This window comes from Enterobacter sp. V89_11 (assembly GCF_029967775.1).
GTDB lineage: Bacteria > Pseudomonadota > Gammaproteobacteria > Enterobacterales > Enterobacteriaceae > Enterobacter > Enterobacter ludwigii.
The window spans coordinates 68,185-93,816 of record NZ_JASCAN010000012.1; the positions used below are offsets into that span (position 1 = coordinate 68,185).

Annotated in this window: 26 protein-coding genes; 8 read left to right on the forward strand and 18 right to left on the reverse strand. The window is 55.0% G+C overall.

All coding sequences use genetic code 11. From position 1 onward, the window contains the following. Nucleotides 1-7: 7 nt before the first annotated feature. A complete protein-coding gene (locus QLG09_RS11255) occupies nt 8-991 on the forward strand; it encodes a quinone oxidoreductase (RefSeq protein WP_014168211.1) in 984 nt (327 codons plus the stop codon). Nucleotides 992-1,175: 184 nt separating this feature from the next. Here QLG09_RS11255 and pspG read toward each other — a convergent pair whose 3' ends face one another. The 4 genes from pspG to QLG09_RS11275 form a co-directional block, all read right to left on the reverse strand. After that, on the reverse strand, nt 1,176-1,418 hold the full coding sequence (pspG, locus tag QLG09_RS11260) for an envelope stress response protein PspG (protein ID WP_020882842.1): 243 nt from the start codon (nt 1,416-1,418) through the stop codon (nt 1,176-1,178). Nucleotides 1,419-1,554: 136 nt separating this feature from the next. Continuing rightward, nucleotides 1,555-2,550, reverse strand: a complete 996-nt coding sequence (gene dusA / locus QLG09_RS11265; protein ID WP_049022166.1) for a tRNA dihydrouridine(20/20a) synthase DusA — start codon at nt 2,548-2,550, stop codon at nt 1,555-1,557. A gap of 82 nt (nt 2,551-2,632) precedes the next feature. Continuing rightward, nucleotides 2,633-3,943 (reverse strand): conjugal transfer protein TraF, encoded by a 1,311-nt coding sequence (traF, locus tag QLG09_RS11270; protein ID WP_014168208.1) that lies wholly within the window; start codon nt 3,941-3,943, stop codon nt 2,633-2,635. Nucleotides 3,944-4,113: 170 nt separating this feature from the next. Beyond that, a complete protein-coding gene (locus tag QLG09_RS11275; RefSeq protein ID WP_049022165.1) occupies nt 4,114-4,602 on the reverse strand; it encodes a cupin domain-containing protein in 489 nt (162 codons plus the stop codon). 115 nt (nt 4,603-4,717) lie between these two features. Between QLG09_RS11275 and zur the strand changes: the two genes are divergently transcribed. Further along, nucleotides 4,718-5,230 carry a zinc uptake transcriptional repressor Zur gene (gene zur / locus QLG09_RS11280; RefSeq protein WP_014168206.1) on the forward strand — a complete coding sequence of 171 codons (513 nt, stop codon included), beginning with the start codon at nt 4,718-4,720 and terminating at the stop codon, nt 5,228-5,230. A gap of 48 nt (nt 5,231-5,278) precedes the next feature. Here zur and QLG09_RS11285 read toward each other — a convergent pair whose 3' ends face one another. The 4 genes from QLG09_RS11285 to QLG09_RS11300 all read right to left on the reverse strand — a co-directional run bounded on the left by QLG09_RS11285 (nt 5,279) and on the right by QLG09_RS11300 (nt 8,094). Next, nucleotides 5,279-5,488, reverse strand: a complete 210-nt coding sequence (locus tag QLG09_RS11285; RefSeq protein WP_014168205.1) for a CsbD family protein — start codon at nt 5,486-5,488, stop codon at nt 5,279-5,281. A 119-nt stretch (nt 5,489-5,607) separates the two neighbouring features. Further along, nucleotides 5,608-6,945, reverse strand: a complete 1,338-nt coding sequence (dinF, locus tag QLG09_RS11290) for an MATE family efflux transporter DinF (RefSeq protein ID WP_014168204.1) — start codon at nt 6,943-6,945, stop codon at nt 5,608-5,610. Nucleotides 6,946-7,008: 63 nt separating this feature from the next. Next, nucleotides 7,009-7,617, reverse strand: coding sequence for a transcriptional repressor LexA (gene lexA / locus QLG09_RS11295; protein WP_014168203.1), 609 nt, complete (start codon nt 7,615-7,617; stop codon nt 7,009-7,011). A 108-nt stretch (nt 7,618-7,725) separates the two neighbouring features. Next, entirely contained in the window at nt 7,726-8,094 is a 369-nt protein-coding gene (locus QLG09_RS11300; protein WP_014168202.1) for a diacylglycerol kinase, read from the reverse strand. A 154-nt stretch (nt 8,095-8,248) separates the two neighbouring features. On the opposite strand from QLG09_RS11300, the gene plsB reads away from it, so the two are divergent. Beyond that, nucleotides 8,249-10,669: a glycerol-3-phosphate 1-O-acyltransferase PlsB gene (plsB, locus tag QLG09_RS11305; protein WP_020882845.1), complete on the forward strand. Its 2,421-nt coding sequence runs from the start codon at nt 8,249-8,251 to the stop codon at nt 10,667-10,669. 64 nt (nt 10,670-10,733) lie between these two features. On the opposite strand, the gene ubiA is transcribed toward plsB, so the two are convergent. From ubiA to malK, 5 genes are all read right to left on the reverse strand, one after another. Next, complete coding sequence (gene ubiA, locus QLG09_RS11310) at nt 10,734-11,603, reverse strand: 4-hydroxybenzoate octaprenyltransferase (RefSeq protein WP_025206398.1); 870 nt, start codon at nt 11,601-11,603, stop codon at nt 10,734-10,736. Nucleotides 11,604-11,615: 12 nt separating this feature from the next. Further along, a complete protein-coding gene (ubiC, locus tag QLG09_RS11315; protein WP_014168199.1) occupies nt 11,616-12,113 on the reverse strand; it encodes a chorismate lyase in 498 nt (165 codons plus the stop codon). A 180-nt stretch (nt 12,114-12,293) separates the two neighbouring features. Further along, the gene (gene malM / locus QLG09_RS11320; RefSeq protein WP_032681924.1) at nt 12,294-13,247 is read right to left on the reverse strand and encodes a maltose operon protein MalM; all 954 of its coding nucleotides are present in this window, start codon (nt 13,245-13,247) and stop codon (nt 12,294-12,296) included. 114 nt (nt 13,248-13,361) lie between these two features. Beyond that, complete coding sequence (locus QLG09_RS11325) at nt 13,362-14,672, reverse strand: maltoporin (protein ID WP_020882848.1); 1,311 nt, start codon at nt 14,670-14,672, stop codon at nt 13,362-13,364. 42 nt (nt 14,673-14,714) lie between these two features. Further along, nucleotides 14,715-15,824 (reverse strand): maltose/maltodextrin ABC transporter ATP-binding protein MalK, encoded by a 1,110-nt coding sequence (gene malK / locus QLG09_RS11330; RefSeq protein ID WP_014168196.1) that lies wholly within the window; start codon nt 15,822-15,824, stop codon nt 14,715-14,717. Nucleotides 15,825-16,196: 372 nt separating this feature from the next. Between malK and malE the strand changes: the two genes are divergently transcribed. The 3 genes from malE (at nt 16,197) to malG (ending at nt 19,903) form a co-directional block, all read left to right on the forward strand. Continuing rightward, nucleotides 16,197-17,387, forward strand: a complete 1,191-nt coding sequence (malE, locus tag QLG09_RS11335) for a maltose/maltodextrin ABC transporter substrate-binding protein MalE (protein ID WP_020882849.1) — start codon at nt 16,197-16,199, stop codon at nt 17,385-17,387. 66 nt (nt 17,388-17,453) lie between these two features. Beyond that, nucleotides 17,454-18,998, forward strand: a complete 1,545-nt coding sequence (malF, locus tag QLG09_RS11340) for a maltose ABC transporter permease MalF (RefSeq protein WP_020882850.1) — start codon at nt 17,454-17,456, stop codon at nt 18,996-18,998. Nucleotides 18,999-19,012: 14 nt separating this feature from the next. Then, on the forward strand, nt 19,013-19,903 hold the full coding sequence (gene malG / locus QLG09_RS11345) for a maltose ABC transporter permease MalG (protein WP_014168193.1): 891 nt from the start codon (nt 19,013-19,015) through the stop codon (nt 19,901-19,903). 96 nt (nt 19,904-19,999) lie between these two features. Here malG and psiE read toward each other — a convergent pair whose 3' ends face one another. Then, a complete protein-coding gene (gene psiE / locus QLG09_RS11350; RefSeq protein ID WP_282488911.1) occupies nt 20,000-20,410 on the reverse strand; it encodes a phosphate-starvation-inducible protein PsiE in 411 nt (136 codons plus the stop codon). Between the two features lie 129 nt (nt 20,411-20,539). On the opposite strand from psiE, the gene QLG09_RS11355 reads away from it, so the two are divergent. Both QLG09_RS11355 and QLG09_RS11360 read left to right on the forward strand, forming a co-directional pair. Beyond that, on the forward strand, nt 20,540-21,055 hold the full coding sequence (locus QLG09_RS11355; RefSeq protein WP_049022161.1) for a GNAT family N-acetyltransferase: 516 nt from the start codon (nt 20,540-20,542) through the stop codon (nt 21,053-21,055). 8 nt (nt 21,056-21,063) lie between these two features. After that, nucleotides 21,064-21,519: an acyltransferase gene (locus QLG09_RS11360; RefSeq protein ID WP_020882853.1), complete on the forward strand. Its 456-nt coding sequence runs from the start codon at nt 21,064-21,066 to the stop codon at nt 21,517-21,519. 38 nt (nt 21,520-21,557) lie between these two features. On the opposite strand, the gene QLG09_RS11365 is transcribed toward QLG09_RS11360, so the two are convergent. From QLG09_RS11365 to yjbE, 4 genes are all read right to left on the reverse strand, one after another. Continuing rightward, nucleotides 21,558-23,654 carry a YjbH domain-containing protein gene (locus QLG09_RS11365; RefSeq protein WP_049022156.1) on the reverse strand — a complete coding sequence of 699 codons (2,097 nt, stop codon included), beginning with the start codon at nt 23,652-23,654 and terminating at the stop codon, nt 21,558-21,560. After that, complete coding sequence (locus QLG09_RS11370) at nt 23,654-24,391, reverse strand: capsule biosynthesis GfcC D2 domain-containing protein (RefSeq protein ID WP_014168188.1); 738 nt, start codon at nt 24,389-24,391, stop codon at nt 23,654-23,656. Before QLG09_RS11370 ends, QLG09_RS11365 begins: the two co-directional genes overlap by 1 nt. Then, the gene (locus QLG09_RS11375) at nt 24,388-25,026 is read right to left on the reverse strand and encodes a YjbF family lipoprotein (RefSeq protein ID WP_025206403.1); all 639 of its coding nucleotides are present in this window, start codon (nt 25,024-25,026) and stop codon (nt 24,388-24,390) included. Before QLG09_RS11375 ends, QLG09_RS11370 begins: the two co-directional genes overlap by 4 nt. A 118-nt stretch (nt 25,027-25,144) precedes the next feature. Then, nucleotides 25,145-25,387: an exopolysaccharide production protein YjbE gene (gene yjbE, locus QLG09_RS11380; protein WP_014168186.1), complete on the reverse strand. Its 243-nt coding sequence runs from the start codon at nt 25,385-25,387 to the stop codon at nt 25,145-25,147. Between the last annotated feature and the right edge of the window lie 245 nt (nt 25,388-25,632).

Genomic DNA, 25,632 nt, shown 5'->3' on the forward strand with positions numbered 1-25,632 from the left:
AGGGAGCATGGCAACGCGCATTGAATTCCAGAAACATGGTGGGCCAGAAGTGTTAAACGCGGTGGAGTTTACCCCCGCAGCGCCTGGTGAAAACGAAGTTCAGGTTGAAAACAAAGCCATCGGCATTAACTACATCGACACGTATATTCGCGGCGGTCTCTATCCGCCTCCCTCCATGCCAAGCGGACTGGGAACGGAAGCGGCAGGCGTCGTGCTCAAAGTGGGCAGTGCCGTTAAGCATATTAAAGAGGGCGATCGCGTGGTGTACGCGCAATCCGCGCTGGGTGCCTACAGTTCCGTGCACAACGTGCCGGCCGATAAAGCCGCCCTTCTGCCAAATGCCATCTCGTTTGAACAAGCGGCCGCCTCATTCCTGAAAGGGCTAACGGTCTATTATCTGCTGCGCAAAACCTATGAGATCAAACCTGACGAGCAGTTCCTGTTTCATGCCGCGGCGGGCGGCGTGGGGCTGATCGCCTGTCAGTGGGCCAAAGCGCTCGGTGCAAAACTTATCGGTACGGTGGGCAGTGCACAAAAAGCCCAGCGCGCGCTTCAGGCCGGCGCCTGGCAGGTGATTAACTACCGTGAAGAGAGCATTGCTGAGCGCCTCAAAGAGATAACCAACGGCAAAAAGGTGCGCGTGGTTTATGACTCGGTGGGTAAAGATACCTGGGAGGCGTCGCTGGATTGTCTGCAGCGTCGCGGGCTGATGGTGAGCTTCGGCAACGCCTCGGGCGCTGTGACCGGCATTAATCTTGGCATTCTCAACCAGAAAGGGTCGCTGTATGTGACTCGCCCTTCCCTGCAGGGGTATATCACTAACCGGGAAGAGCTGATCGAGGCCAGCAACGAGCTCTTTTCGCTGATCGCCAGCGGCGTGATTAAAGTGGATGTGGCGGAGGCGCAGAAATACGCGCTAACCGATGCCAGGCGAGCACATGAGGTGCTGGAGAGCAGAGCGACACAGGGTTCAAGTCTGTTAATTCCCTGACCCCTAAAAAGAAATTGGGCTTCCCGTGGGAAGCCCTTTCTTTTTTTAGTTCGGCTGTATGTAGGGTACAGCTCGATGAATTCTTTAGCGGCAGTCATAGTGACAGATTCGATAAGTAAATCCTATTCTGTTCTAAGCAATGCTGCTGGAAAAGTTGCAGGTATGTGACGAACACCTCAATACCTTAGTAACGAAAACGGTTATTGCGCTGATAAGTGGGCAGTTTTGGTGATTTAATCGCCCGTATTACCCACACCACGGCAATGGCCAGCAGCAGCCACGGCAGGAGCTTCAGCGTCAGGGCAAATAATCCCCCGATAAACATGACCACCGTCGCCACGACGATAGCCGCCAGAATCCCGAGCAGGGAAATCCCCGTCATCATCAGCATGACAAAAAAGCCAATCACAAAAAGTAGTTCTAACATGGTGCTCTCCCACGCGTTCCCGAATGATACCGCGATCATTACAAGAATCATGCCAACCATAACCCGCTGTTCTTAAAGAAAAACGCCCCGCACGGGTGTGCGAGGCGTGGTGAATTTGACGATCTTTTAGCGAAAATTATCGCTTATCAGCGACCAGACGTAGCGCGTGTTCCAGCACCTCGATGTCTGCACCGGCTTTGTGCGCGTTCTCGCTAAGGTAGCGACGCCACTGGCGTGCTCCCGGGATCCCCTGGAACAGGCCCAGCATATGACGGGTGATATGACCAAGATACGTCCCGTTACTCAGCTCACGCTCAATGTAGGGATACATGGCGCGTACCACGGCCACCGGGTCGGTATCTGCGCCTTGAACGCCAAAGATTTCCCTGTCGACCGTCGCCAGAATGCCTGGATTTTGATACGCCTCTCGCCCGACCATTACGCCATCCATATGCTCCAGGTGTGTTTTGGCCTCTTCCAGCGACGTAATGCCGCCGTTGATCGACATCGTGAGCTGCGGGAAGTCACGTTTTAGCTGGTACACGCGCGGGTAGTCCAGCGGCGGGATTTCACGGTTCTCTTTCGGGCTAAGTCCGGAGAGCCAGGCTTTACGCGCATGGATGATAAACATCTCGCACTCGCCTTTCCCGGAGACCGTATTGATAAAATCGCAGAGAAATTCGTAGCTGTCCTGGTCGTCAATGCCGATACGGGTCTTGACCGTCACCGGAATGGAAACCACATCGCGCATCGCCTTGATGCAGTCTGCCACCAGCGATGCATTGCCCATCAGACACGCGCCGAACATGCCGTTCTGCACACGATCAGACGGACAGCCAACGTTAAGGTTAATCTCGTCATAGCCGCGCGCTTCTGCAAGCTTCGCACACTGCGCCAGCGCAGCGGGATCGCTACCGCCAAGCTGCAGCGCAACCGGATGCTCTTCTTCGCTGTAGGCCAGATAGTCGCCCTTTCCGTGAATAATTGCTCCGGTGGTCACCATTTCGGTGTACAGCAGCGTATGGCGGGAGAGCTGACGCAGGAAGTAGCGACAGTGTCTGTCCGTCCAGTCGAGCATCGGCGCAATGGAGAAACGGTGTGCAGGGAAAGCAGTCTGTAATTCTGACGACATGGCGAAGTTTTAAGCATCTGGTGAAAAGGGGGCGCTACTATAGCACAAAGAAAAGCCGGAGGCGCAGCGCCTCCGGTGCACTTTAGAAGGTCATGCTCAGCTGGGCGCCTGCGCCCCAGGTCTCGTCTTCACCGTACAGGCCCATCAGGTCGACATGGACCGTGTTAAACGGTGCAAAACCGACACCGCCAGTAAAGACATTGCTGTCGTTACCTTTCATGTCAGCACGGAAACCCGCACGCACCGCCAGCCAGTTCAGCGGCGTCACTTCGGCGCCTACGCCAACATACTGAGAAGTGTCTTCGCTTTTGAAGCCTTTGGTTTCCGTCAGATCGCCATCGGCGGTTAACGTCACCAGATCGTTATGCCAGGCGGCACCCGCGGTAACCAGAGGGCGGATCTGGTAGGTATCTTTATAGCTCACCACCTCCCCCGTGCGCCCGTTGCGGATGCGAATGTCTTTGGTGTCGATATCGCGTGACATCAGGTTTTGCCCGCTCACGCCGACCGTCCAGTGCTCACCAAAATCGGCCGCGATACCGGCATCAACGTTAAAGCCGGTGTCGTCAGTACGGTAGCGACTGTCGTTCCACTTGTTGCTGTCATAATCGTAAATGGAGGTGGTGTAGTTATAGACCCAGGTCTTTTGCAGTTTTGGAGTCACGCCAACAGACACCGGAACACCGCCAAGCTCGAACTGACGCGCCACCGCGATACCATAGTCGGAGACAATTGCCGCCCGGCCAGACGCCGTTGAGTTGAGGTTTTTCGTGATTTGATCGGTGCCGTTCAGCGCAGCGTCCAGTGCAACGCCGGCAGCCACCGCATCGCTGCGTTGAATACCGCGCAGGTAATCAATATCTTGCTGATCAATAGAAGAACTGACGCGTCCGTGGGCATAGCCTTTAGCCATAAAGGCCACGGAAAGGACATCGTTAGGAATACTGACGGCTATCCCCGCACCCGCCGTGGCGCGTGCCGTTTTGCCCTTGAGATAATCCAGCTCATCGGCGAGATCTTTCGCCGCGCCCTGGAACTGGTTGATGGAACCTAACGGGTTGGTAATGATCTCAATCGGTGTAAGGTTATCAACCACGTCTTTGTAATGGTTGATTTTATCATTGATGGTATCAATCTCATCCTGAAGATTGTCCTCATCGGTCACCTGCACGCCAGCGGACGGTAAAATGACCGTCACATCGTCGTCCGGTTTCGCCTTCGCCAGTAGCGCAGGGTTGATTAACGCCCCGCTGCCATAGTTTCCGGCCGCGACACCCGTGCCCCCCATGGCGTCGCTACGTGATTCTGTCCAGGTATTGGCTGCTCCCGCCTGATTTGCCATAAACAAGGAGACAGCGATGCTAACCACCGAAAATTTAAAATGTTTTTTCACAGTATGCTCGTCTTATAGTCTGTTATTAAATAACCCCTGTCTGTTATCTCCCAAACAGGAACGAACTATTGCTGTGAATAAGTGCAAAAAGACCCGCTATTTCCTTAAGTTAAATTCCCGCCAGGCCTGTAGTTATTTGTGACGGCCCTCAATATTTATAGAAGAGGAAATTATTTTTTCCCAGGTTTTCCATCGTGCGGTCCAAAAAACTGAGGAGGGTGGTCTACCCAGCGATCTTCGCGCGTGGCGGCGTACTCCGGATTAAGCGGGTAATAGATACGGTTATGCTTCTTGTTGGCCTCACCCACCACCAGAAGCCGTACCTCTTCGTCGGTGTTGTTGATGAAGGTATGACAGACCCCGGTTCCGGCGGGAAAGCCCACGCTGTCGCCAGGTTCAAGTTTCCATAAATATCCGTTAATCCAGGCTTCAGGGTAGCCTTCAAGCACGTAGATAAACTCTTCTTCGTCGCTTTCAGCATGAGGATAAGAGGTCCGTCGGCCTGGCGGTAAGCGCTCATGGTGTATACCAATGCGTCCAAGGCCGAGCTTACGCGCCAGCGGTGCGCCAATGGAAAAACGTTCACTACTGTCGGGATAGGTTGAGTCATCTGCGCCTTCTACGTCGCGCCAGTGTCGAATACAGTCAGGTCTTTTCATCGTTTATTCCCCGGATTGCGTTGCGTCAGGTATAGCACAGCCTGGCGGATCTCGGTGTTTTTAGCAGAACATGATAAAGTGGGGGTTTTCCAGCCTATAACATCCGGGGTGCTAAATGGATAAGTCCACAAAAGAGCTGTTAGCGCAGGCAGAAAAGCTGTGCGTGCAACGCAATGTGCGCCTGACTCCGCAGCGCCTTGAAGTATTACGTTTGATGAGCCTGCAGCAGGGCGCGATCAGCGCGTACGATCTGCTTGATCTGCTGCGCGAAAGCGAGCCACAGGCTAAACCGCCAACGGTGTACCGCGCGCTGGATTTCCTGCTGGAACAGGGCTTTGTGCATAAGGTTGAATCGACAAACAGCTATGTGCTGTGCCATCTGTTCGATCAGCCAACCCATACGTCGGCCATGTTTATCTGCGATCGCTGCGGCAGCGTTAAGGAAGAAGGTGCGGAAGGCGTTGAAGATATTATGCATACGCTGGCAGCCAAAATGGGCTTTGCGTTGCGACATAACGTGATTGAAGCGCACGGCCTGTGTTCAGCCTGCGTAGAGGTAGAAGCCTGTCGACACCAGGATGAGTGCCAGCACGACCATTCGGTACTGGTGAAGAAAAAGCCGCGTTAACGGCAAAAGAAAAGGCGGCCCGAAGCCGCCCTCAGGGGGAGTAAAGGATTACCAGCGATAATCGTTACGGGTTTCCCAGTCTTTCACTTCGTTTTCAGCACGATCTTTCTCGTAGCCGTAACGTTCCTGAATTTTACCCACCAGCTGATCGCGTTTACCTTCGATGATGGTCATATCATCATCCGTCAGCTTACCCCACTGTTCTTTCGCTTTACCTTTGAACTGCTTCCAGTTGCCGCCGATTTCGTCTTTATTCATAATCGTGTCCTCGTGTTAAGCGTCTGTAAGTTTCGTCCGCTTCGTTCTTTTCTGCTGGACGTGATTATTATTGTAGTTAAGGATCCGGCAGTTGTTTTTATATTCGGAATCTTTAACCGTCACGATATATCGTGGCGGGAAGGCAGCCAGGTGTTATTTCGCCAGTGACGATGCCAGATAAAGGCCAGCGACAGACCACGTAACGCGAGGAAAACCGCCAGAGCCAGCCACAAACCGTGGTTGCCCAGATACGGCAGCGTCAGCAACGTCAGACCAAATCCCGCCGCAGCGACCGCCATGCTATTGCGCATCTCCGCACCTCGCGTCGCGCCAATAAACATGCCGTCCAGCAGATAACACCACACGCCCACCACCGGTAAGATTGCCTGCCAGAAGAGATAGTGACTCGCCAGTTCGCGCAGCGATGGGAGGGAGGTGAGTAAAGCAACGATCTGTTCACCCAGACAGGCGTAAATGAGTGCAAACGCCAGCGCCACCAGGCCTGACTGACGACAGGCGGCACGCCACACCTCGCGGAGCTGACCGCTTTCGCGTGCGCCATACGCTTGCCCGGAATGGGCTTCAACGGCATAGGCAAAGCCATCCAGCGCATACGCGGTAAAGGTCAGCAGCGTCATCAGGACCGCATTAACCGCGACGATCTCCGGCCCAAGTCGCGCCCCGAAGACCGTCAGCGCGCCAAAGCAGAGCTGAAGCAGTAACGAGCGCAGCATAATGTCGCGGTTAAGCGCCAGCAGCGTGCGGATATTACCGCGCCACGCGGTTTTGAGCATCGCAAGCGAGATACCGCGCAGGGCCAGCACGCGCCAGACCATCCACAGGCCGATGAAAAAGGTACCGTATTCTGCAATTGCCGTCGCCAGCGCGGCGCCCTGCACGTTCATATGCAGACCCATCACCAGCCAGACATCAAGCACGATGTTGAGAAGATTGCCTGCCACCAGCAGAATGACTGGCGCACGGGCATACTGCACGCCGAGTAACCAGCCTAGCAGGACCAGGTTCGCCAGTGATGCGGGTGCGCTGAGCCAGCGAATTTCAAGGAAGCGTCGCGCCTGCTCAAGTACCGCCTCGCTCCCGCCAACGACATGCAGCGCCAGATCAATCAGTGGCGTGCGCAACACCACGATCAGCGCACCCGCGCCCAGGGCAAGGATCAAGGGTTGTACCAGCGCACGCGCCAGACGCAACGGATCTTTTGCGCCATACGCCTGAGCCGTAAGCCCGGTGGTACTCATGCGCAAAAAGAGCAGCAGCATAAAAAGGAAGCTGGTTGCCGTCGCGCCGATCGCGACGCCGCCCAGATAAACGGGGGAATCCAGATGACCAATAACAGCCGTGTCTACCAGTCCCAGCAGAGGGACGGTGATATTGGAAAAAATCATTGGCAGTGCAAGACGCCACAATGCCTTATCTGATGTCGTCAGCAGTGACATGAAAAATACCGGCAGTGGAGATTGAATCAGGCTACGGCAGGTCCGTAGCCTGTTATGACATGATTACAGCCATTCACCGTTGCGGATAACCCCAACAGCCAGCCCTTCAATAGAGAAGTTATGTTCGCGGAGATCCACCACAATCGGGGAGAACTCGTTGTTTTCAGGCAGTAACTGGACGGTGTTACCCTGCTTTTTCAGACGCTTAACGGTAACTTCATCGTCAATACGCGCGACCACAACTTGCCCGTTGCGCACGTCCTGGGTTTTATGAACTGCGAGCAGATCGCCGTCCAGAATACCGATATCTTTCATCGACATGCCGCTGACGCGCAGCAGGAAATCTGCGCTCGGTTTAAACATGCCCGGGTCAACCTGGTAGTGACCTTCAATATGCTGTTGTGCCAGCAAAGGTTCACCTGCCGCGACACGGCCCACCAGCGGAATGCCTGTCTCTTCTTCCACCAGCAGACGGATGCCACGTGAAGCGCCCGATACAATCTCAATGACGCCTTTACGCGCCAGCGCTTTCAGGTGTTCTTCGGCAGCATTCGGAGAACGGAAACCCAGACGCTGAGCGATCTCCGCACGCGTGGGTGGCATACCCGTCTGGCCGATATGATCCCGGATGAGATCAAACACCTCTTGCTGCCTGGTCGTTAACGCTTTCATTCCGCCCCCTGGGTGTATATACAGTTATGCTGTGAGTATATACAGTCAAAGGCGATTTTGGAACCAAAAACTGCACAAAAAACCAGGGACTTAATTATTTCTCGAGGCTTATCGGAAATGTGACCAAAGCAGCGTGACCCAGGTGATGACCGCAGTGATAATCGCCAGCAATACGGCAGCAGACCCCATGTCTTTCGCCCGGCCGGAGAGCTCATGGAAATCAGAACCGATACGGTCCACCACGGCCTCAATAGCGCTATTGAGAATTTCCACTATCATCACCAACAGCACGGAGCCGATCAACAAAACGCGGGTAATCGCATCAACATCAAGGAAACAGGCGATAATCACCGCGATGATAGCGGCGACGCCCTCCTGGCGAAACGCGGCTTCATTGACCCACGCGGCACGGAAACCTTTCCATGAATAGCCGGCGGCTTTGATGATTCGGGTTAACCCAGTGGTATTATTGGCCATTAAAAGAACCTTTTAATTAAAATAGCGTCAGTAACAGTAGGCGCAGCGTGTTTCGCTGCTGCCTGAAGTATGACGGGTAACAACAGAAATTTTGCGCGCTTTCTGTTATCCTTGCGCCGCAATTGCATTATTAACCAGAGGCTTTACATCGTTTATGTCCGGCTGGCCACGAATTTACTACAAATTACTTAATTTACCATTAAGCGTCCTGGTAAAAAGCAAGTCTATCCCAGCGGAACCCGCGCTGGAATTGGGGCTCGATACGTCACGCCCAATTATGTACGTTTTGCCTTATAACTCGAAGGCAGACCTACTGACGCTTCGCGCCCAGTGTCTGGCGCATGATTTACCTGACCCGCTTGAACCCCTCGAAGTCGACGGCACTCTGCTGCCGCGCTATGTGTTCATTCACGGCGGGCCGCGCGTGTTTACCTATTACACGCCAAAGGAAGAGTCCATCAAGCTTTTCCACGACTATCTCGACCTGCACCGCAGCAATCCGGGTCTGGATGTGCAGATGGTGCCGGTATCGGTGATGTTTGGTCGCCGCCCGGGCAGAGAGAAAGGTGAAGAGAACCCACCGCTGCGCATGCTTAACGGCATTCAGAAATTCTTCGCGGTCTCCTGGCTGGGACGTGACAGCTTCGTGCGTTTCTCCCCGTCCGTTTCGCTGCGCCGTATGGCGGACGAACACGGCACCGACAAGATTATCGCGCAAAAACTGGCGCGCGTGGCGCGTATGCACTTCGCCCGTCAGCGTCTGGCTGCCGTCGGCCCGCGTCTTCCTGCACGTCAGGACCTGTTCAACAAGCTGCTGGCCTCCAAAGCGATTGCCAGGGCCGTTGAAGACGAAGCGCGCAGCAAAAAGATTTCCCATGAGAAAGCACAGCAGAACGCTATTGCGCTGATGGAAGAGATTGCCGCGAACTTCTCTTACGAGATGATTCGTCTTTCCGATCGTATCCTGGGCTTTACGTGGAACCGCCTCTATCAGGGCATCAACGTTCATAACGCCGAGCGCGTACGCCAGCTGGCCCATGATGGCCATGAGATTGTCTATGTCCCCTGCCACCGCAGCCACATGGACTATCTGCTCCTCTCCTATGTGCTCTATCACCAGGGTCTGGTACCGCCGCACATCGCTGCCGGCATTAACCTGAACTTCTGGCCAGCCGGCCCGATTTTCCGCCGCCTGGGGGCGTTCTTTATCCGTCGTACCTTTAAGGGCAACAAGCTCTACTCCACCGTATTCCGTGAATATCTTGGCGAGCTGTTCAGCCGCGGTTATTCCGTTGAATACTTCGTGGAAGGTGGTCGCTCCCGTACCGGTCGTCTGCTCGATCCTAAAACCGGCACGCTGTCGATGACCATTCAGGCGATGCTGCGCGGGGGAACTCGCCCGATCACCCTGGTACCCATCTACATTGGCTACGAACACGTGATGGAAGTGGGCACCTACGCCAAAGAGCTCCGCGGTGCGACCAAAGAGAAAGAGAGCCTGCCGCAGATGCTGCGCGGCCTGAGCAAGTTACGCAACCTTGGCCAGGGCTACGTCAACTTTGGCGAGCCGATGCCGCTGATGACCTACCTGAACAACCATGTTCCGGAGTGGCGCGAGTCTATCGATCCTATCGAAGCGATTCGCCCGGCCTGGCTGACGCCTACGGTCAACAGCATCGCCTCTGAACTGATGGTGCGCATTAACAACGCCGGTGCGGCAAACGCCATGAACCTGTGCTGTACGGCGCTTCTGGCCTCACGTCAGCGTTCACTGACCCGTGAACAGCTTACGGAGCAGCTGGATTGCTATCTCGACATGATGCGCAACGTGCCGTACTCGGTGGATTCGACCGTACCGGTAAGCACGGCAAGCGAGCTTATCGAGCATGCCCTGCAGATGAACAAGTTTGAAGTCGAAAAGGACACCATCGGCGACATCATCATTCTCCCGCGTGAGCAGGCGGTGCTGATGACTTACTATCGCAACAACATCGCGCATATGCTGATGCTGCCCTCGCTCATGGCGGCCATCATCACCCAGCATCGTCGCATCTCGCGTCAGGAGCTGTTGCGTCATGTTGAAACGCTCTATCCAATGCTGAAAGCGGAGCTGTTCCTGCGCTGGGACAAGGACGAACTGGCGACTGAGCTGGATAAACTGACCGAAGAGCTGCGTCGTCAGGGGCTGATTACCGTCACGAATGACGAGCTGCATATCAATCCGTCACGGTCCCGTACCCTGCAACTGCTGGCGGCGGGCGCACGCGAAACGCTGCAGCGCTACGCCATCACCTTCTGGTTGCTGAGCGCGAATCCGTCCATTAACCGCGGTACGCTCGAGAAAGAGAGCCGGACGCTGGCACAGCGCCTGTCTGTTCTGCACGGGATTAACGCCCCGGAATTCTTCGACAAAGCGGTCTTCAGCTCTCTGGTGCTGACGCTGCGTGATGAAGGATTTATCAGTGATACGGGCGATGCCGAGCCGGAAGAGACGCTGAAGGTATACCAGATGCTGGCCGAACTGATCACGTCTGATGTGCGTTTAACGATTGAAAGTGCGACGCAAGGCGAGTGAAGCGTGCAGCTGTCTGATGACCTGCGATGAAAACAAAAACGGCAGCCTTCTGGCTGCCGTTTTTTTACGAAAAGTAGCTCATCGCCAGCCCTAAAAACAGCACCAGACCGACATAGTTGTTATTCATAAACGCCTTGAAGCAGGCTTCACGCTCACGTTTGGCAATCAGCTTCTGCTGGTAGACAAACAGCATTCCCGCCACCAGCACGGCCCAGTAAAACGCCCAGTTGAGCCCGTTCAGGTAACCCATCGTCACCATTAACGCCAGCACCGCAACCTGCAGGATACCGATGATCAGCTTGTCATGACGTCCGAAGAGGATCGCCGTCGATTTAATGCCAATCTTCAGGTCATCGTCGCGGTCTACCATCGCGTATTGCGTGTCGTATGCCACGGCCCAGAGAATGTTCGCCAGGAACATCAGCCAGCAGCTTAACGGGACGGACTCACTCACCGCCGCAAACGCCATCGGGATCGACCAGCCAAACGCCGCGCCCAGCACCACCTGAGGCAGGTGGGTGTAGCGCTTCATGAACGGATAAACCCAGGCCAGAGCCAGGGCCGCAACTGAAAGCAGAATGGTCATGGTGTTCAGGGTTAACACCAGCAGGAAAGAGAGCAGCACCAGTACGATAAACAGCGTACGGGCCTCTTTCTCGGTCACTTGCCCGCTGGGCAACGGACGATGGGCCGTACGTTTTACGTGCCCGTCGAATTTACGATCCGCATAGTCATTGACCACGCAGCCCGCCGCACGCATCAGCCAGACGCCTGCAATGAACACCCCCAGGATCCACAGCGGCGGTACCCCTGGTGTTGCTACCCATAGCGCCCAAAGGGTCGGCCACAGCAGCAGCAGCGCGCCGATGGGTTTATCTGTACGCATCAAGCGGTGATAAGCCAACAGCTTATTCTGCGTCAGGCTCCACTCCATTTTTTCTTCCTCTCAGTACAACGGCGATGCCGGTAAAAAAAGCTCCGTCAGTATTAACGGTTTACCGCTCAGGCGAAGGCGGGAACGACGCCCCCACAGTTCGGCATCGCGACCAATCTCAATAAAATCCCGGGTAAGCTCGGACGACGTGAAAAGATAACGCCCCAGCGGCGTATTCCCCAGCCGTTGTAGCGCCAGTTCTGGCCCGGAAAGGGTAGACTCGGGAACGACCGTTCGTCCGGCAAGCCATGGCTCACCGTCTGCACAGAGTAAAATTTCGCGCAGCCAGTAGCGTTCTTCCTGCGGCAACAGCGGCAGCTCAGAGGCGATCTCAGCACAAGAGACAAACCCTTCCTGAACCAGGGTCACCGTAACGGTTTTGCCCTGCTGCTCGAAACGTTTAGTCATGGAATCTTCCAGCAGCAGCCAGTCCAGTTGCTCCGGGTCAAGCGCAGGTATTTGGTCGAAATAGCGCAGCGCACGCAGTTGCGTTAGCGCGGGGTGTGACATGCCAGACTCTCCGATACATAACGTAATGGCATTGTATCGCAGAAAAGCGGATTGAGGGGGGCCAAACGTTATTTAACGATCACGATCGCAACAAGAGCGCAACAGCCCGTGTGACACCAAAAAAAGTGCGCCCACTCAGGCGCACTAAACTACTAACAAATCAGCACTGTGGGGAAACGGTTACCCCTTGCCTTTTACACTGCTGATAAAGGTGGAACGGGCAGTGGTTGAACCTAAACGTTCGGCTTCATCAAGCAGTTTCAGCGCTTTGTCGACATCGCCGCGCTTCACCGCCTGCTTAATGGCGTTATTGAAGTATTCTTCGGTGTCGTTCAGTACCGGCTCGGCTTTCTTCGCCGGAGCTGGAGCTGCGGTTGCAGCCGGAGCCGCCGCCGTAGCAACTGGTGCGGCATACACAGGCGCAGCAGTGTTCCCCACCGTGACCGGGCCTGTACCGGATGAACCAAACAGAGGGCCAACCAGTACGCTGGAAGCACTGTTTGTTGAGACTTTCAGCTTAAGCAACCCGTCGGTGACATGACGCGCTAACGGATCCGGGATATCCGGAACAGAGTTACCGGTTCCTTTGGCATAGGCTTTTGCCGGGTCGGTGAGCTTAGTGGTCTGCTGCAAATCTTTGTCCGTGGTGAAGACCAGGACATAAATCTTCTGCTGTCCCAGAGCAGGCGTCAGGCGCATTTTGCCTTCGAGGCGGTCAGCGCTCATGACGCCAGGTTCCTGGTAACCAAAATAGTCGCTCGGGAAGAAGGCAGATGGCGTCAGGTTTTGATCCAGAATCAGGACGTTAGGCGCAAATACGCTGGTCTGCTTACTTACTTCGCTGGTCAGCGTCAGGGTCAGCTCACCAATATTGGCCGGGACGCTGAAAGCGGCAACCGGACCGGCAATTCCCGGCACGTTAAGCTGTTGGCCTGCCGCAGAAAGTTGGGTTGACTGGGTTTTGGATTGGTCAACCGGCGTCCAGGTCAGTTGCTGGAGCGCCGCCGCCGGGATGGCAGGTGCAGCGCTGGTATTTTGTGGCACGAAATTGACATCTGCGAAGGTGATCGCCGGAACACAGGCCAGCAGCCCCGCAGAGAGGCACAGCGCGACGAGACTTTTCTTCATTTTCATTGTTATTACCTCTGATAGCGTGAGCACTGCGGTGGCCAGGCAATAGCGCGCAGCACCCTAAGGATAGAGGGGCTTACGCCCCTCTTTTTAGGTCATTACGTCAGGTCTACCGAATTACCACCAGATTTCCATCTGGGCACCGAAGGTCCACTCGTCGGAGTCGCCACGGCTGAAGGTTTTCGCGGAAGTGTCGCTATACGCTACGCCAGAGGTGTAACCTGCGCCTGAGTCGTTGTTCGCATAGCCCCATTTCTCATCCCACTTCGCGTAGGTTGCGAAGACACGGATAGCCGGGCGAGACCAGATGCTGTCGCCTGCCTGCCATTGCTGTGCCAGGGTGATTTTGTATTGGCTGTTTTTCTCGTCAGTTTTCTGAGACTTAACGTTATCGTAGCCCACTTCAAGCAGGGTGCTCATGATTGGCGTCCATTTGAACATTGGACGCACGCCGACAGTCCACCACTCTGTACCATTGTTGTTGTCACGATCGATATTCTGGTACATACCGACGTACATCAGGTCCCAACGGTCTGCCAGGGTGATTGCACCGTGGTCCAGCACACGCCACATGGAACCGTCGTTATCAATGCTACCGCCCTGCGGAATACCTTTGCCGTTAGAGGTCATGGAGTCCGTACCGTACTGCAGCACGAACTTGTTGAAGCCTTTCAACATGCTCTGGGTGTGTTCAGCGGTGAACAGCCAGCCATCTTTAGAGGCGCCAGGCTGCAGATAGTAGTCGTCAGGAATGTTGGTGTGACCATAGTCAACACCCAGTTCCAGTGTACCACCCGGGTTGGTTTCCAGGCCGGCCAGACGGACGTCGAAGACATCGTTTGGTACTACGTTGTCATAAATACGATCGCCGTTCGCATCACGATCGGCGAAGGTTGCAGAACCGCCGGACTCAGAAGAACGGGTCGCGGCCAGAGACAGTTTACCGAAGCCCAGATCGATGTTTTCGATACCCGCACCAGGACCAGAGATATCCCAGTAGTAGAAGTCGATCATGTGGACGTCATGACGCTGATAGAAACGCTTACCGGCCCAGATGGTGGAGCCTGGCAGCCATTCAATCAGGTTTTTACCCTGCACGTTTGCTTCACGGAAGGCCGGGCTGGTGGATTCCCAGTCATTCTGCTGAGAAACGGAATACGCAACGTTAGTGTCGAAATAGAAGCTCTTATCGCCCTCTTTCCACACTTCCTGACCCAGTTTCAGTTCGGCGTAGGTTTCACATTCGTTACCGAGACGGTATTTACTTTGTGCACCGGTTGCCTGGAAACATTGTTGTTCACCGCCACTCCCGGTCCAGCCAATGCCAGAACGAGCATAACCTTTAAAGTCCACGGCACCCGCGTGTGCAGACAAAATGCCTGCCGTCACGGCGATTGCCAGAGGAAGTTTGCGCAGAGTAATCATCATTCTATCTCCTGAGATCATTGCTTTTCTTTGTAATTGGAATGCTTAAACGCCTGGCTCTTTGTGCAACCGACGACATGCGGTGCCATCCTCACGGAACAGATGGCAACGCTCTGGCGGCAAACCGATAGCGAATGTGGCACCCTCTTCTACCAACACCACGTCATTCTGGCGGTAGACCAGGTTCTGACGGATGGCGGGGATCTGGATATGAATCTGTGTTTCGTGACCAAGTTGTTCGACGACCTGAACGTCACCTTCCAGCGTCACATCGGCGATGTGGCTCGGCAGTAAATGCTCAGGACGAATACCGAGGGACATATTGGCCCCCACCTGTACGTTGGCGCTGTCGACCGGCAGCCACACTTGCTGACGGTTTGGCAGCTCCACCTGTACCTGTTCAATGGCTGTCGCGGTCACTTTGACGGGCAGGAAGTTCATCTTTGGCGAGCCAATAAAGCCCGCAACAAAGCGGTCTGCCGGGTAGTGATAAAGCTCCAGCGGTTTACCCACCTGCGCCACGCGACCGGCGTCCAGCACCACAATTTTGTCGGCCAGCGTCATCGCTTCGACCTGATCGTGGGTGACGTAAATCATCGTGCGGCCAAGACGTTTGTGCAGACGGGAGATTTCGATACGCATCTGGACGCGCAGGGCGGCATCCAGGTTAGAAAGCGGTTCATCGAGCAGGAACACGCGCGGTTCGGCGACCAGCGTACGGCCAATTGCCACACGCTGACGCTGACCACCGGAGAGGGCTTTTGGTTTACGCTCAAGCAGGTGTGCCAGCTGTAACACTTCCGCCACCTGCGTGACGCGCTGGTTAATCACCTCTTTTTTCGCGCCCGCCAGCTTCAGACCGAAGGACATGTTCTCGGCTACGGAAAGGTGGGGATAGAGTGCATAAGACTGGAAAACCATGCCGACGCCACGTTCGGCAGGCGGAATGTCATTCATTCGGGTATCACCAATCAGCAAATCGCCGCTGGTGATGGTTTCAAGACCGGCAATCATACGCAGCAGAGTTGATTTACCGCAGCCAGATGGGCCGACAAATACCACGAATTCACCTTCGTGGATGTCCAGATTGATGTCTTTCGACACCACAACGTCACCCCAGGCTTTCGTTACATTACGCAGCTGTACGCTCGCCATGCCCTTCTCCCTTCGTTACAACCTGTCACCGACAGAAACATTCAAGATAAGTTCACTATGGGGTATCCATTACTTTCGTGAATCCTCCACCCCCCGGCTTTTTTATGGGGGAGGAGGCGGGAGGATGAGAGAGCAGGCTCTGCGACCGCCGCTGGAGGGCTGAGGCGAAATTCGTGAAGCCACCTGCAAAATTCACTGTGTTTTTATGTGCGCCAGCACTCATAACTTAAATTTATGTAACGGAGATCACACAAACGGGGGGTGGGGCGTAGGGGTTGGGAGGATGGAAAGAGGATGTCAAATAAGGAGACTGAGTCACGTTGAACCACCTCAGTGTATCCACGAGCACATCACCAAAAAAGGATGGCAGATATGAAGATCAAGACTGGCGCACGCGTTTTCGCATTGTCCGCCCTTGCAGCAATGATGATTTCCGCACCGGCTCTCGCCAAAATTGAAGAAGGTAAGCTGGTTATCTGGATTAACGGCGATAAAGGCTATAACGGCCTGGCCGAAGTGGGCAAGAAATTCGAGAAAGACACCGGTATCAAAGTTACCATTGAACACCCGGACAAACTGGAAGAGAAATTCCCGCAGGTTGCTGCAACGGGTGACGGTCCGGACATCATCTTCTGGGCACATGACCGTTTCGGTGGCTACGCCCAGTCGGGTCTGCTGGCTGAAGTGACGCCGGACAAAGCTTTCCAGGACAAACTGTACCCGTTCACCTGGGATGCCGTTCGCTATAACGGCAAGATCATCGCTTACCCAATCGCGGTAGAAGCGCTGTCTCTGATTTACAACAAAGATCTGGTACCCAACCCACCGAAAACCTGGGAAGAGATCCCGAAACTGGATAAAGAGCTGAAGGCGAAAGGTAAGAGCGCGCTGATGTTCAACCTGCAGGAACCGTACTTCACCTGGCCGCTGATTGCTGCCGACGGCGGTTACGCGTTCAAATTTGAAAACGGCAAATATGACGTGAAAGACGTGGGCGTGGACAACGCTGGCGCGAAAGCAGGCCTGACCTTCCTGGTTGACCTCATCAAGAACAAACACATGAACGCGGATACCGACTACTCCATCGCAGAAGCGGCGTTCAACAAAGGCGAAACCGCGATGACCATCAACGGTCCGTGGGCCTGGACCAACATCGACAAGAGCAAAATCAACTACGGCGTAACCCTGCTGCCAACCTTTAAAGGCAAGCCGTCTAAACCGTTCGTTGGCGTGCTGAGCGCAGGTATTAACGCTGCCAGCCCGAACAAAGAGCTGGCGAAAGAGTTCCTGGAAAACTACCTGCTGACCGATCAGGGTCTGGATGAAGTGAACAAGGACAAACCGCTGGGCGCGGTTGCGCTGAAATCCTTCCAGGATCAGCTGGCGAAAGACCCACGTATCGCGGCAACCATGGATAACGCCCAGAAAGGCGAAATCATGCCGAACATCCCACAAATGGCAGCGTTCTGGTACGCCACCCGTACCGCCGTCATCAACGCAGCAAGCGGTCGTCAGACGGTTGATGCTGCGCTGAAAGATGCTCAGGGTCGTATCACGAAGTAAGGCTTTTATCCCCTCTCTCCCCTGCGGAGAGAGGGAGAACAAAATGTGTTGTAGAGGAAGAACCCCATGGATGTCATTAAAAAGAAACACTGGTGGCAAAGCTCTGCCCTGAAGTGGTCTGTAATGGGTCTGCTGTGTCTGCTGGTGGGTTACCTTGTTGTTTTAATGTACGTACAAGGGGAATATCTGTTCGCCATCATGACGCTGATTTTAAGCTCTGCTGGCCTGTATATTTTCGCCAACCGTAAAGCCTATGCCTGGCGATATGTTTACCCGGGCGTGGCCGGGATGGGCCTGTTTGTCCTGTTCCCGCTGATTTGTACCATTGCTATCGCGTTCACCAACTACAGCAGCACCAACCAGCTTGCGCAGGAACGCGCCCAACAGGTGCTGATGGACCGCTCTTATCAGGCGGGCAAAACCTTTAACTTCGGCCTGTATCCTGCGGGCAGCGAGTGGAAGTTAGCACTCACTGACGAAGAAACCGGAAAAAATTATGTCTCTGACGCTTTCAAATTTGGCGGCGAGCAGAAGCTGGCCTTAAAAGAGGCTGCGGCCCTGCCGGAAGGCGAACGCGCTAACCTGCGCATCATTACGCAGAACCGTCAGGCGCTGACGCAGCTTACCGCCCAACTGCCGGACGAAAGCAAAGTGACCATGAGTTCACTGCGCCAGTTCTCCGGGACACAACCGCTCTATACGCTGGCGGACGACGGCACGCTGACCAACAACCAGAGCGGCGTGAAGTACCGTCCAAACAACGACATTGGTTTCTACCAGTCCATTACGGCTGATGGCAAATGGGGTGATGACAAGCTCAGCCCGGGCTACACCGTGACGATAGGCTGGGACAACTTCACCCGCGTCTTCACCGATGAAGGGATCCAGAAACCGTTCTTCGCCATCTTTGTCTGGACCGTGGTGTTCTCCATACTGACGGTGATCCTGACCGTTGCCGTGGGCATGGTGCTGGCGTGTCTGGTGCAGTGGGAATCTCTGAAAGGGAAAGCCATTTACCGCGTGCTGCTTATTCTGCCGTATGCCGTCCCGTCGTTTATCTCGATTCTGATTTTCAAAGGGCTGTTTAACCAGAGCTTCGGTGAAATCAACATGATGCTGAGCGCGCTGTTCGGCATCAAACCGGCCTGGTTCAGCGACCCAATCACCGCCCGCTCGATGATTATCATCGTGAACACCTGGCTCGGTTATCCGTACATGATGATCCTGTGCATGGGCCTGCTGAAGGCGATTCCGGACGATTTGTACGAAGCCTCGGCAATGGATGGCGCGGGTCCGTTCCAGAATTTCTTTAAGATTACGCTGCCGCTGCTCATTAAGCCGCTGACGCCGCTGATGATTGCCAGCTTTGCCTTCAACTTTAACAACTTCGTGCTGATTCAGCTGTTGACCAACGGTGGGCCTGACCGTCTTGGCACCACCACGCCGGCAGGCTATACCGACCTGCTCGTCAGCTACACCTACCGTATCGCCTTCGAAGGCGGCGGCGGTCAGGACTTCGGTCTGGCGGCAGCGATTGCCACCCTGATCTTCCTGCTGGTTGGCGCTCTGGCGATTGTGAACCTGAAAGCAACACGCATGAAATTCGACTAAGGAGGGCACAGAATATGTCTATGGTCCAACCCAAATCTCAGAAACTGCGCCTCTTCGCGACGCATTTAGGGCTGCTGATTTTTATCGCGGCAATCATGTTCCCGCTGCTGATGGTCATCGCCATCTCCCTGCGTGCCGGTAACTTCGCGACCGGGAGCCTGATCCCGGATGAAATCTCCTGGGAGCACTGGAAGTTAGCGCTGGGCTTCAGCGTTGAACACGCGGATGGCCGCGTCACGCCACCGCCGTTCCCGGTGCTGTTATGGCTGTGGAACTCGGTGAAAATTGCCGGGATTACCGCGATTGGAATTGTCGCACTCTCCACGACCTGTGCTTACGCCTTTGCCCGTATGCGTTTCCCGGGTAAAGCCACGCTGCTGAAAGGGATGCTGATTTTCCAGATGTTCCCGGCAGTACTGTCACTGGTGGCGTTGTATGCCTTGTTTGACCGACTGGGCCAGTACGTGCCGTTTATCGGCCTGAACACCCACGGTGGCGTCATCTTCGCCTATCTTGGCGGTATCGCGCTGCATGTGTGGACCATCAAAGGGTATTTCGAAACCATCGACGGCTCGCTGGAAGAAGCGGCGGCGCTGGATGGCGCGACCCCGTGGCAGGCATTCCGTCTGGTGCTTCTGCCGCTGTCGGTGCCGATCCTGGCGGTGGTCTTTATCCTGTCGTTTATCGCAGCCATCACCGAAGTGCCGGTCGCTTCCCTGTTACTGCGTGATGTCAACAGCTATACGCTGGCCGTCGGTATGCAGCAATACCTCAATCCGCAGAACTATTTGTGGGGCGACTTTGCGGCGGCGGCTGTACTCTCCGCCATCCCTATCACCGTCGTGTTCCTGCTGGCGCAGCGCTGGCTGGTGAATGGCCTGACGGCGGGCGGTGTGAAAGGTTAAGTTTCATTTGTTATGCCACTGCAACCCTCAACTTTAGACGTATTGTATTGACCCAACTTGTGACTGTTGTTAGGCGGCCTCCGGGCCGCCATTTTTTTATTCCCGTTTCAGCCGTTTCGAATTGCACAGCCAGAGCGTGATCACCAGCAGCAGGATCGCCGTCGAATAGATCAGTACGTCGAGCGGGGAGGTATGATCCACGATGATCAGCCGCACAATCGCGGTGATCCCGATGTAAACAAAATAGCGTAGCGGGAAGTGAAAGCCCGACTGGAAATACTTCACAATCAGCGCGATAAACTCAAAGTAGAGAAAGTAGACCACCAGGCCTTCCACCAGCTCATATTTGCTGGTTTGTTCAGGGGCGAACAGCACATCCGCCAGATGCACCGTCTCTTTTCCCAAAAAGACGACCAGTATCAGGCCAAGGCTCAGCAGACCGAGGTTCAGCACGGTCTGGAGGATTGTTGAGATAAACTCAACGCGCGGGCGAGTCAGGGATGTCATAGAGCACCTCATTCTCCAGGGCGAGGTTCCTGTATAACGCAAAAATGTGACGGTGATCTATATTTTTTGTTTATATTATGTTCAGCGCTGTGGCATGTTGCATTGTGACACGCTTATTTCGACGAAGGGATGATGAAATTAACCATTCAACGCGCCACCCTGGATGATGCAAAACAGCTGAGTGAAATGGGGTATGCCAGCTACCGGCATCACTTTGGGCATCTATGGGAAAGCCAGACAGAGCTTGCCGCCTTTCTTAAGCAGGAATACGCGCCGCAGGCGATAGCAGACAGCCTGATGCAGCCGGGCACTTACTGGCTCATTGCCAGCGCACAAATGCCAGTCGGATTCGCAAAATTCTCAACCCAGCAGACCATCGAGCCCGAGGGGCTGTCGGGTACGCTCCTGCATAAACTCTATTTATTGCCGGATGCCACGGGACACCGCTACGGCGAGCAACTCCTTGCGGAAGTGATTCGCCAGGCAAAAGCCTGTTCGGAAAATCTGCTGTGGCTGGAAGTCCTCGAAAAGAACCCTCGCGCACGCCGGTTTTACGAAGCGCAGGGGCTGAAACATGTCAAAGACACCCTCTTCGTCACTGCGGCGCAAACCAGCACCCTCCATATTATGTCGATGCCAGTCTAAGGAGATGTATGCCAGAGCAACGCCAGGCGGCTATTCGTCATGTTGTCTGCGGCGAAAACGTCGTCATTTACGAACCCGCGAATCTTTATGAATGTTCGCTGGGCGATAACGTCTTTATCGGCCCGTTTGTTGAAATCCAGGCTAACTCGCACATCGGTGCTGACAGCAAAATTCAGTCCCATACCTTCATCTGCGAGTACGTCACCGTCGGCGAGCGCTGTTTCATTGGCCATGGGGTGATGTTCGCCAACGATATGTTCCGCGACGGTAAACCCAATGCCGACCGGCGCAGCTGGGGACACATTCGCGTGGGCAACGACGTTTCAATCGGCAGCGGGGCCACCATTCTGGCTGTCTCAATTTGTGATGGGGCGGTGATTGGGGCGGGAAGCGTGGTGACAAAGTCCATCACCGAGAAAGGGGTTTACGCCGGGAACCCGGCGAGACTGTTGCGGCGTTTGTAAGGTGCCCGGCAGGCGTAACGCTACCGGGCACTCACGCATCATCTGAAGTTGATGTTCTTATCGCTGGTCATGTCGTACAGCTGGAATTTACGACCCAGCTGCTGACCACCGTCACGCGTCAGCGGCGTCCAGCCAATTGCCGCACGGCTGCGGGTTGGGCCTGACGAGAACAGATCCAGCGGAATGGAGACGTACACGCCTTTGGTGAAGTCCCCTTCCCCGTACTCGTCCGGCGAGACGTTAGTGATCGTGGCATAGCCACCGACCACCACACCGCTGTCGAAGTGTTTAGAGATATCCAGCGTGCCACCTTTATCCCCCGCCAGATACTGACCAACGCTGGCTTTCACCAGTACATCCGGGGCAAACGACGGCGTCCAGTAGGCCGTCAGATGGCCGGTTTTAACGCTGTAATCGGTGAACTTCATCATGTCCTGCGCGCTGCGCCAGTCACGCTGTTTGACGTAGTTGGCATCAAGACCAAACGCCCAGTTGCTGTCTACCGGACGGTAGAGTACTTCAGCCCCCGCGCCGCCAAACATCGTTTCCAGATAACCGCCGTAAACCTGGCCGTAGAAACCGTTGCCAAAGTACTGGAAGTAGTTGGCCTGCAGGTTGTTTACGTAAGCGTCGTTCTGCACATATTCACGTACGCGAGTACGCACGCGCGGCAGCTTCGAGTCGTTCGGCGGGTTGGTATAGTTGAACTTGTCGTAGTTGTTGGCAAGGTTACCGAACAGGCTGCCGGTGGTCAGCATGTGGTCGGTGACCCACAGATCCGCCGTCGCCATGACGCCCAGCTGATACATGTAGAAGTTTTCTGGCCCACCAACAGACTGGTTCAGTACCGGATCGATATGGAAATCAAAGCGCGACTTATCGATATACCAGCCCTGCTCGGTGGTGTCTGGCACCACTGGCTCAACGCGTTTTTGCACCAGCTCGGTTTCATGCCCAAGCGGTTCGCCTTCCAGATGGCGCTTAAGACTGGCGACATCCGTTTCCGTCGTAACCTGCGGCATGTTCAGACGGTTTTCGGTCACGCGGATCGTGCTAATCCCGTCCGGCAGATCGTTCATGATGATCCGGTTGGCGCGTTCGATCCCTTCCCGCGAGTCGCGGTATTTCACCTGCTCGCCGGTCACGTACAGCGTATCGCCTTTCACCTGAATCTTCGGATCCGCCAGACCGGCGTTGTATTTCAGCAGGGTCAGCTGGTTCGCCACGACGGAGTGCTGCAGAATGGCATCCTGCGGCTCCGGCTGGTAGGCAGGGCGCGCGTTGTCGTTGTAGTGTGGCCGCATATCGTTAAAGTTGGTACGCAGCGTCACGCCAAACATCATGGTATTGCCACGCTCATAGCTGAGGTTAACGTCAGCCCAGTCAGCCACACGGTAAATGGCACCGACGTTAAATTTGCTCTTCTGCTCAATCTTGCCGGCGAAATCCTGTGAATAGTCATTCCCTTCGTATTCCAGTTTCAGGCGCAGCGGCTGCCAGGGCGTCTGGTACTCTACGCCGCCAAACAGCGAGGCCGGGCCGTGGAACATCTGGTCGCCGTTGATGGAGCCTGCTTTCTGATAGCTATTATCGCGATAGCAATATTTGTCGCTGTAGGAGCAGAACGGGTTTTTCACGTTGCCGCTGGTCCCCAGATACCCCCAGCCGAGACCGAGTGAGAAATCAAACGGTCCCCAGGCTTTGCTGGCCACCACGTATTCCGCATCAAACAGACCGGTACCGCCGATATCCCGCGCGCCAACGGAGACCTGCGGCATCCAGTAACTCTCTTCCCACAGACGCAGCTTCACGTCGAACGCTTTATCTTTGTAGGTCTGATCGCCGGAGAAGGACTCGACGCTGCTGTACCGTTTGGTGCGCACGTCAGTGTAGCGCAGCGTGGTTTCGAGCCACGGAAACAGCTGTACAGCGGCGGAGTAGTAGCGATACTGATCGTTATCACGGTAGTTGAGGCTGATTTCCCCTTCCCGCGCCATGCGCGCGGTAGGCGTTTGCAGTAAACCGACGCCGCCGAAATCTGACTGAGACGGGCCAATGGGTGCCGGATACGTTTCTGCATGGCAGGCGGCACTCACGCACAACGCCAGCATGCTATAGAGATAGGTTCTTTTCATTATTCCGGTATCCGCTGTTTCAGGGAGTGAAGGATATCGGCGTTCAGCCCGTCATATGCCTTCGTCCAGAAATGGTCGGCAAAACCGACAAAAATGACGCTGCCTGGCATCGGTTCGATATGGCGTTTATTCCAGTAGGCTACCGGTGCTTTCTGCGTTTGGCCGTCCGGGTACACCACCCATGCGTAGCTCTTATCCGCACCGCTCAACAAATTTTGTTCATCGAGATAGCTCGCCACATCGCGACCCGGCATAAACGGCTTATTACCCGGACTGCTGACAAGCCCGAACACGGTAATGGTAGAAGGCTGAACAGGTAGCCAGAGCGTGTACTCGCCTTCCAGTGACGGGTTAGCCGTTTCCGCGACGCGAACGTGGTCCGGATCGAGATTGACCGGCAACCGTCCGGTGACCTTCAGCGCCTTAAGCTGCTGGCGAAGGCTGTTAATGGCCGCCGCGTCGTCACCCTCTTCCTGCTCCGCCAGCCCTGTTAGCCTGGCGAGCAGCGCGTTATGTTGTTGCTCCGCCACCACCGTCGCCTGTCGTTCACTGATGACCGCACCCGGCCACCAGCTGTTCGCCAGCCTTGGCTGGCCGACGAGATCGATCAAGTGTCCGGCGTTGGTCAATGTTTTAGGCTTCGTATTGTCCTGCGTATAGACTTTTACCGTCCCGGCAGACCATGCGAGCGGCGTAGCAAAGCTTGCGATCAGCGCAACGCGAATAAGTGTTTTCATGATTTCGCGGCCTTGATCAGCGTGGTTTTGACCGGGAAGAATCCGGCACCAAGATACTGTAACGACTGGCGTATCTGGCCGTCATCGTCCACCCAGAAGCGGTTATGCCAGGTTGCCTGATCGGTGGTGACCTCTTCATCCAGCACGCGAACCCGGGTTTCGTCGCTGCCCACATTGACGCTGTCCGTGCCATCCCAGCGGAAGGTGGAGCGGGCGGTGGCATAGCGAACCTGCTTGTGTTCGGTCCAGCCCATCGTGCGGGTCCAGCTTGCCCCATCGGTTATCTGGTTCGGCTTGTTCAGCGGATCGGCGGCGAGATTGTTGACTTCAAGCAGGTTGTCACCCCCGAGCAGGGTTTTCACGATACGGCTATGCTGCGTTACGATGGTGGCCTGATCCTGCGTCACCCATTTCTGCTGCCCGTTTTCATCGAAAGCGAGCACCACAAACAGCTGTGGGCCATCGTTGAGCTGCATGTACTGACTGGCATAGGGCATGTTCTGAAGTTCGTCATCGGTCAGATGCACGCCCGGCGTACCGAACATGCTTTCCCACAGTGAATGGCCCAGCCCTTTGGTGGTGGCCGAGCACGCCTGCAAAAGCAGACAAATCAGGATGATCCCAGGTCGCTTCACGACTCTTCTCCGCATTATTGCCGGGTGATGCTGCGCTTACCCGGTCTACAGGTCCCGAAGGCTACTGAAAAGCCAGAATAACCACACCGAAGTGTGGTTATGATTAAAACACCCGTTATTACTGGGTGCTGGTGGTCGTGGTGGTCGTGGTTCCGGTATTGGAGCCATCACCGCCACCGGTTGCCGCCAGGGCGACACCCACGGCTGAACTTACGGTGCTGGCGCTGGACGCGGTAGAAATCCCCGCAGACGCAGACGTCGCAGCCGAACCTGCCGCTTCTCCGACCTGAACCGGAGCCGCATTAACAGATGTCGCCGCAAGCGCAGATATGGCGAAAATGCCATACAGTACTTTCTTCATAAGAATTTCCCTTCATTTAATGAATGGAGATTTGCCCAAAAAGAATTTCAGGCGGATTCGAGTATACACAACTAAAGGTGAGGGTTTGCCGTAGGGGTAAATAGAAGAAGGGTTTTCGGACAATTGGATAAAATGGAAACAAAAGGACGATTAGATAATAATATAACTTATATAAATCAATGAAATAGAATTAGATTCCGTGACGGTAATTATCCGTATTTTCCTAAAATAAACCGCAGCAATTA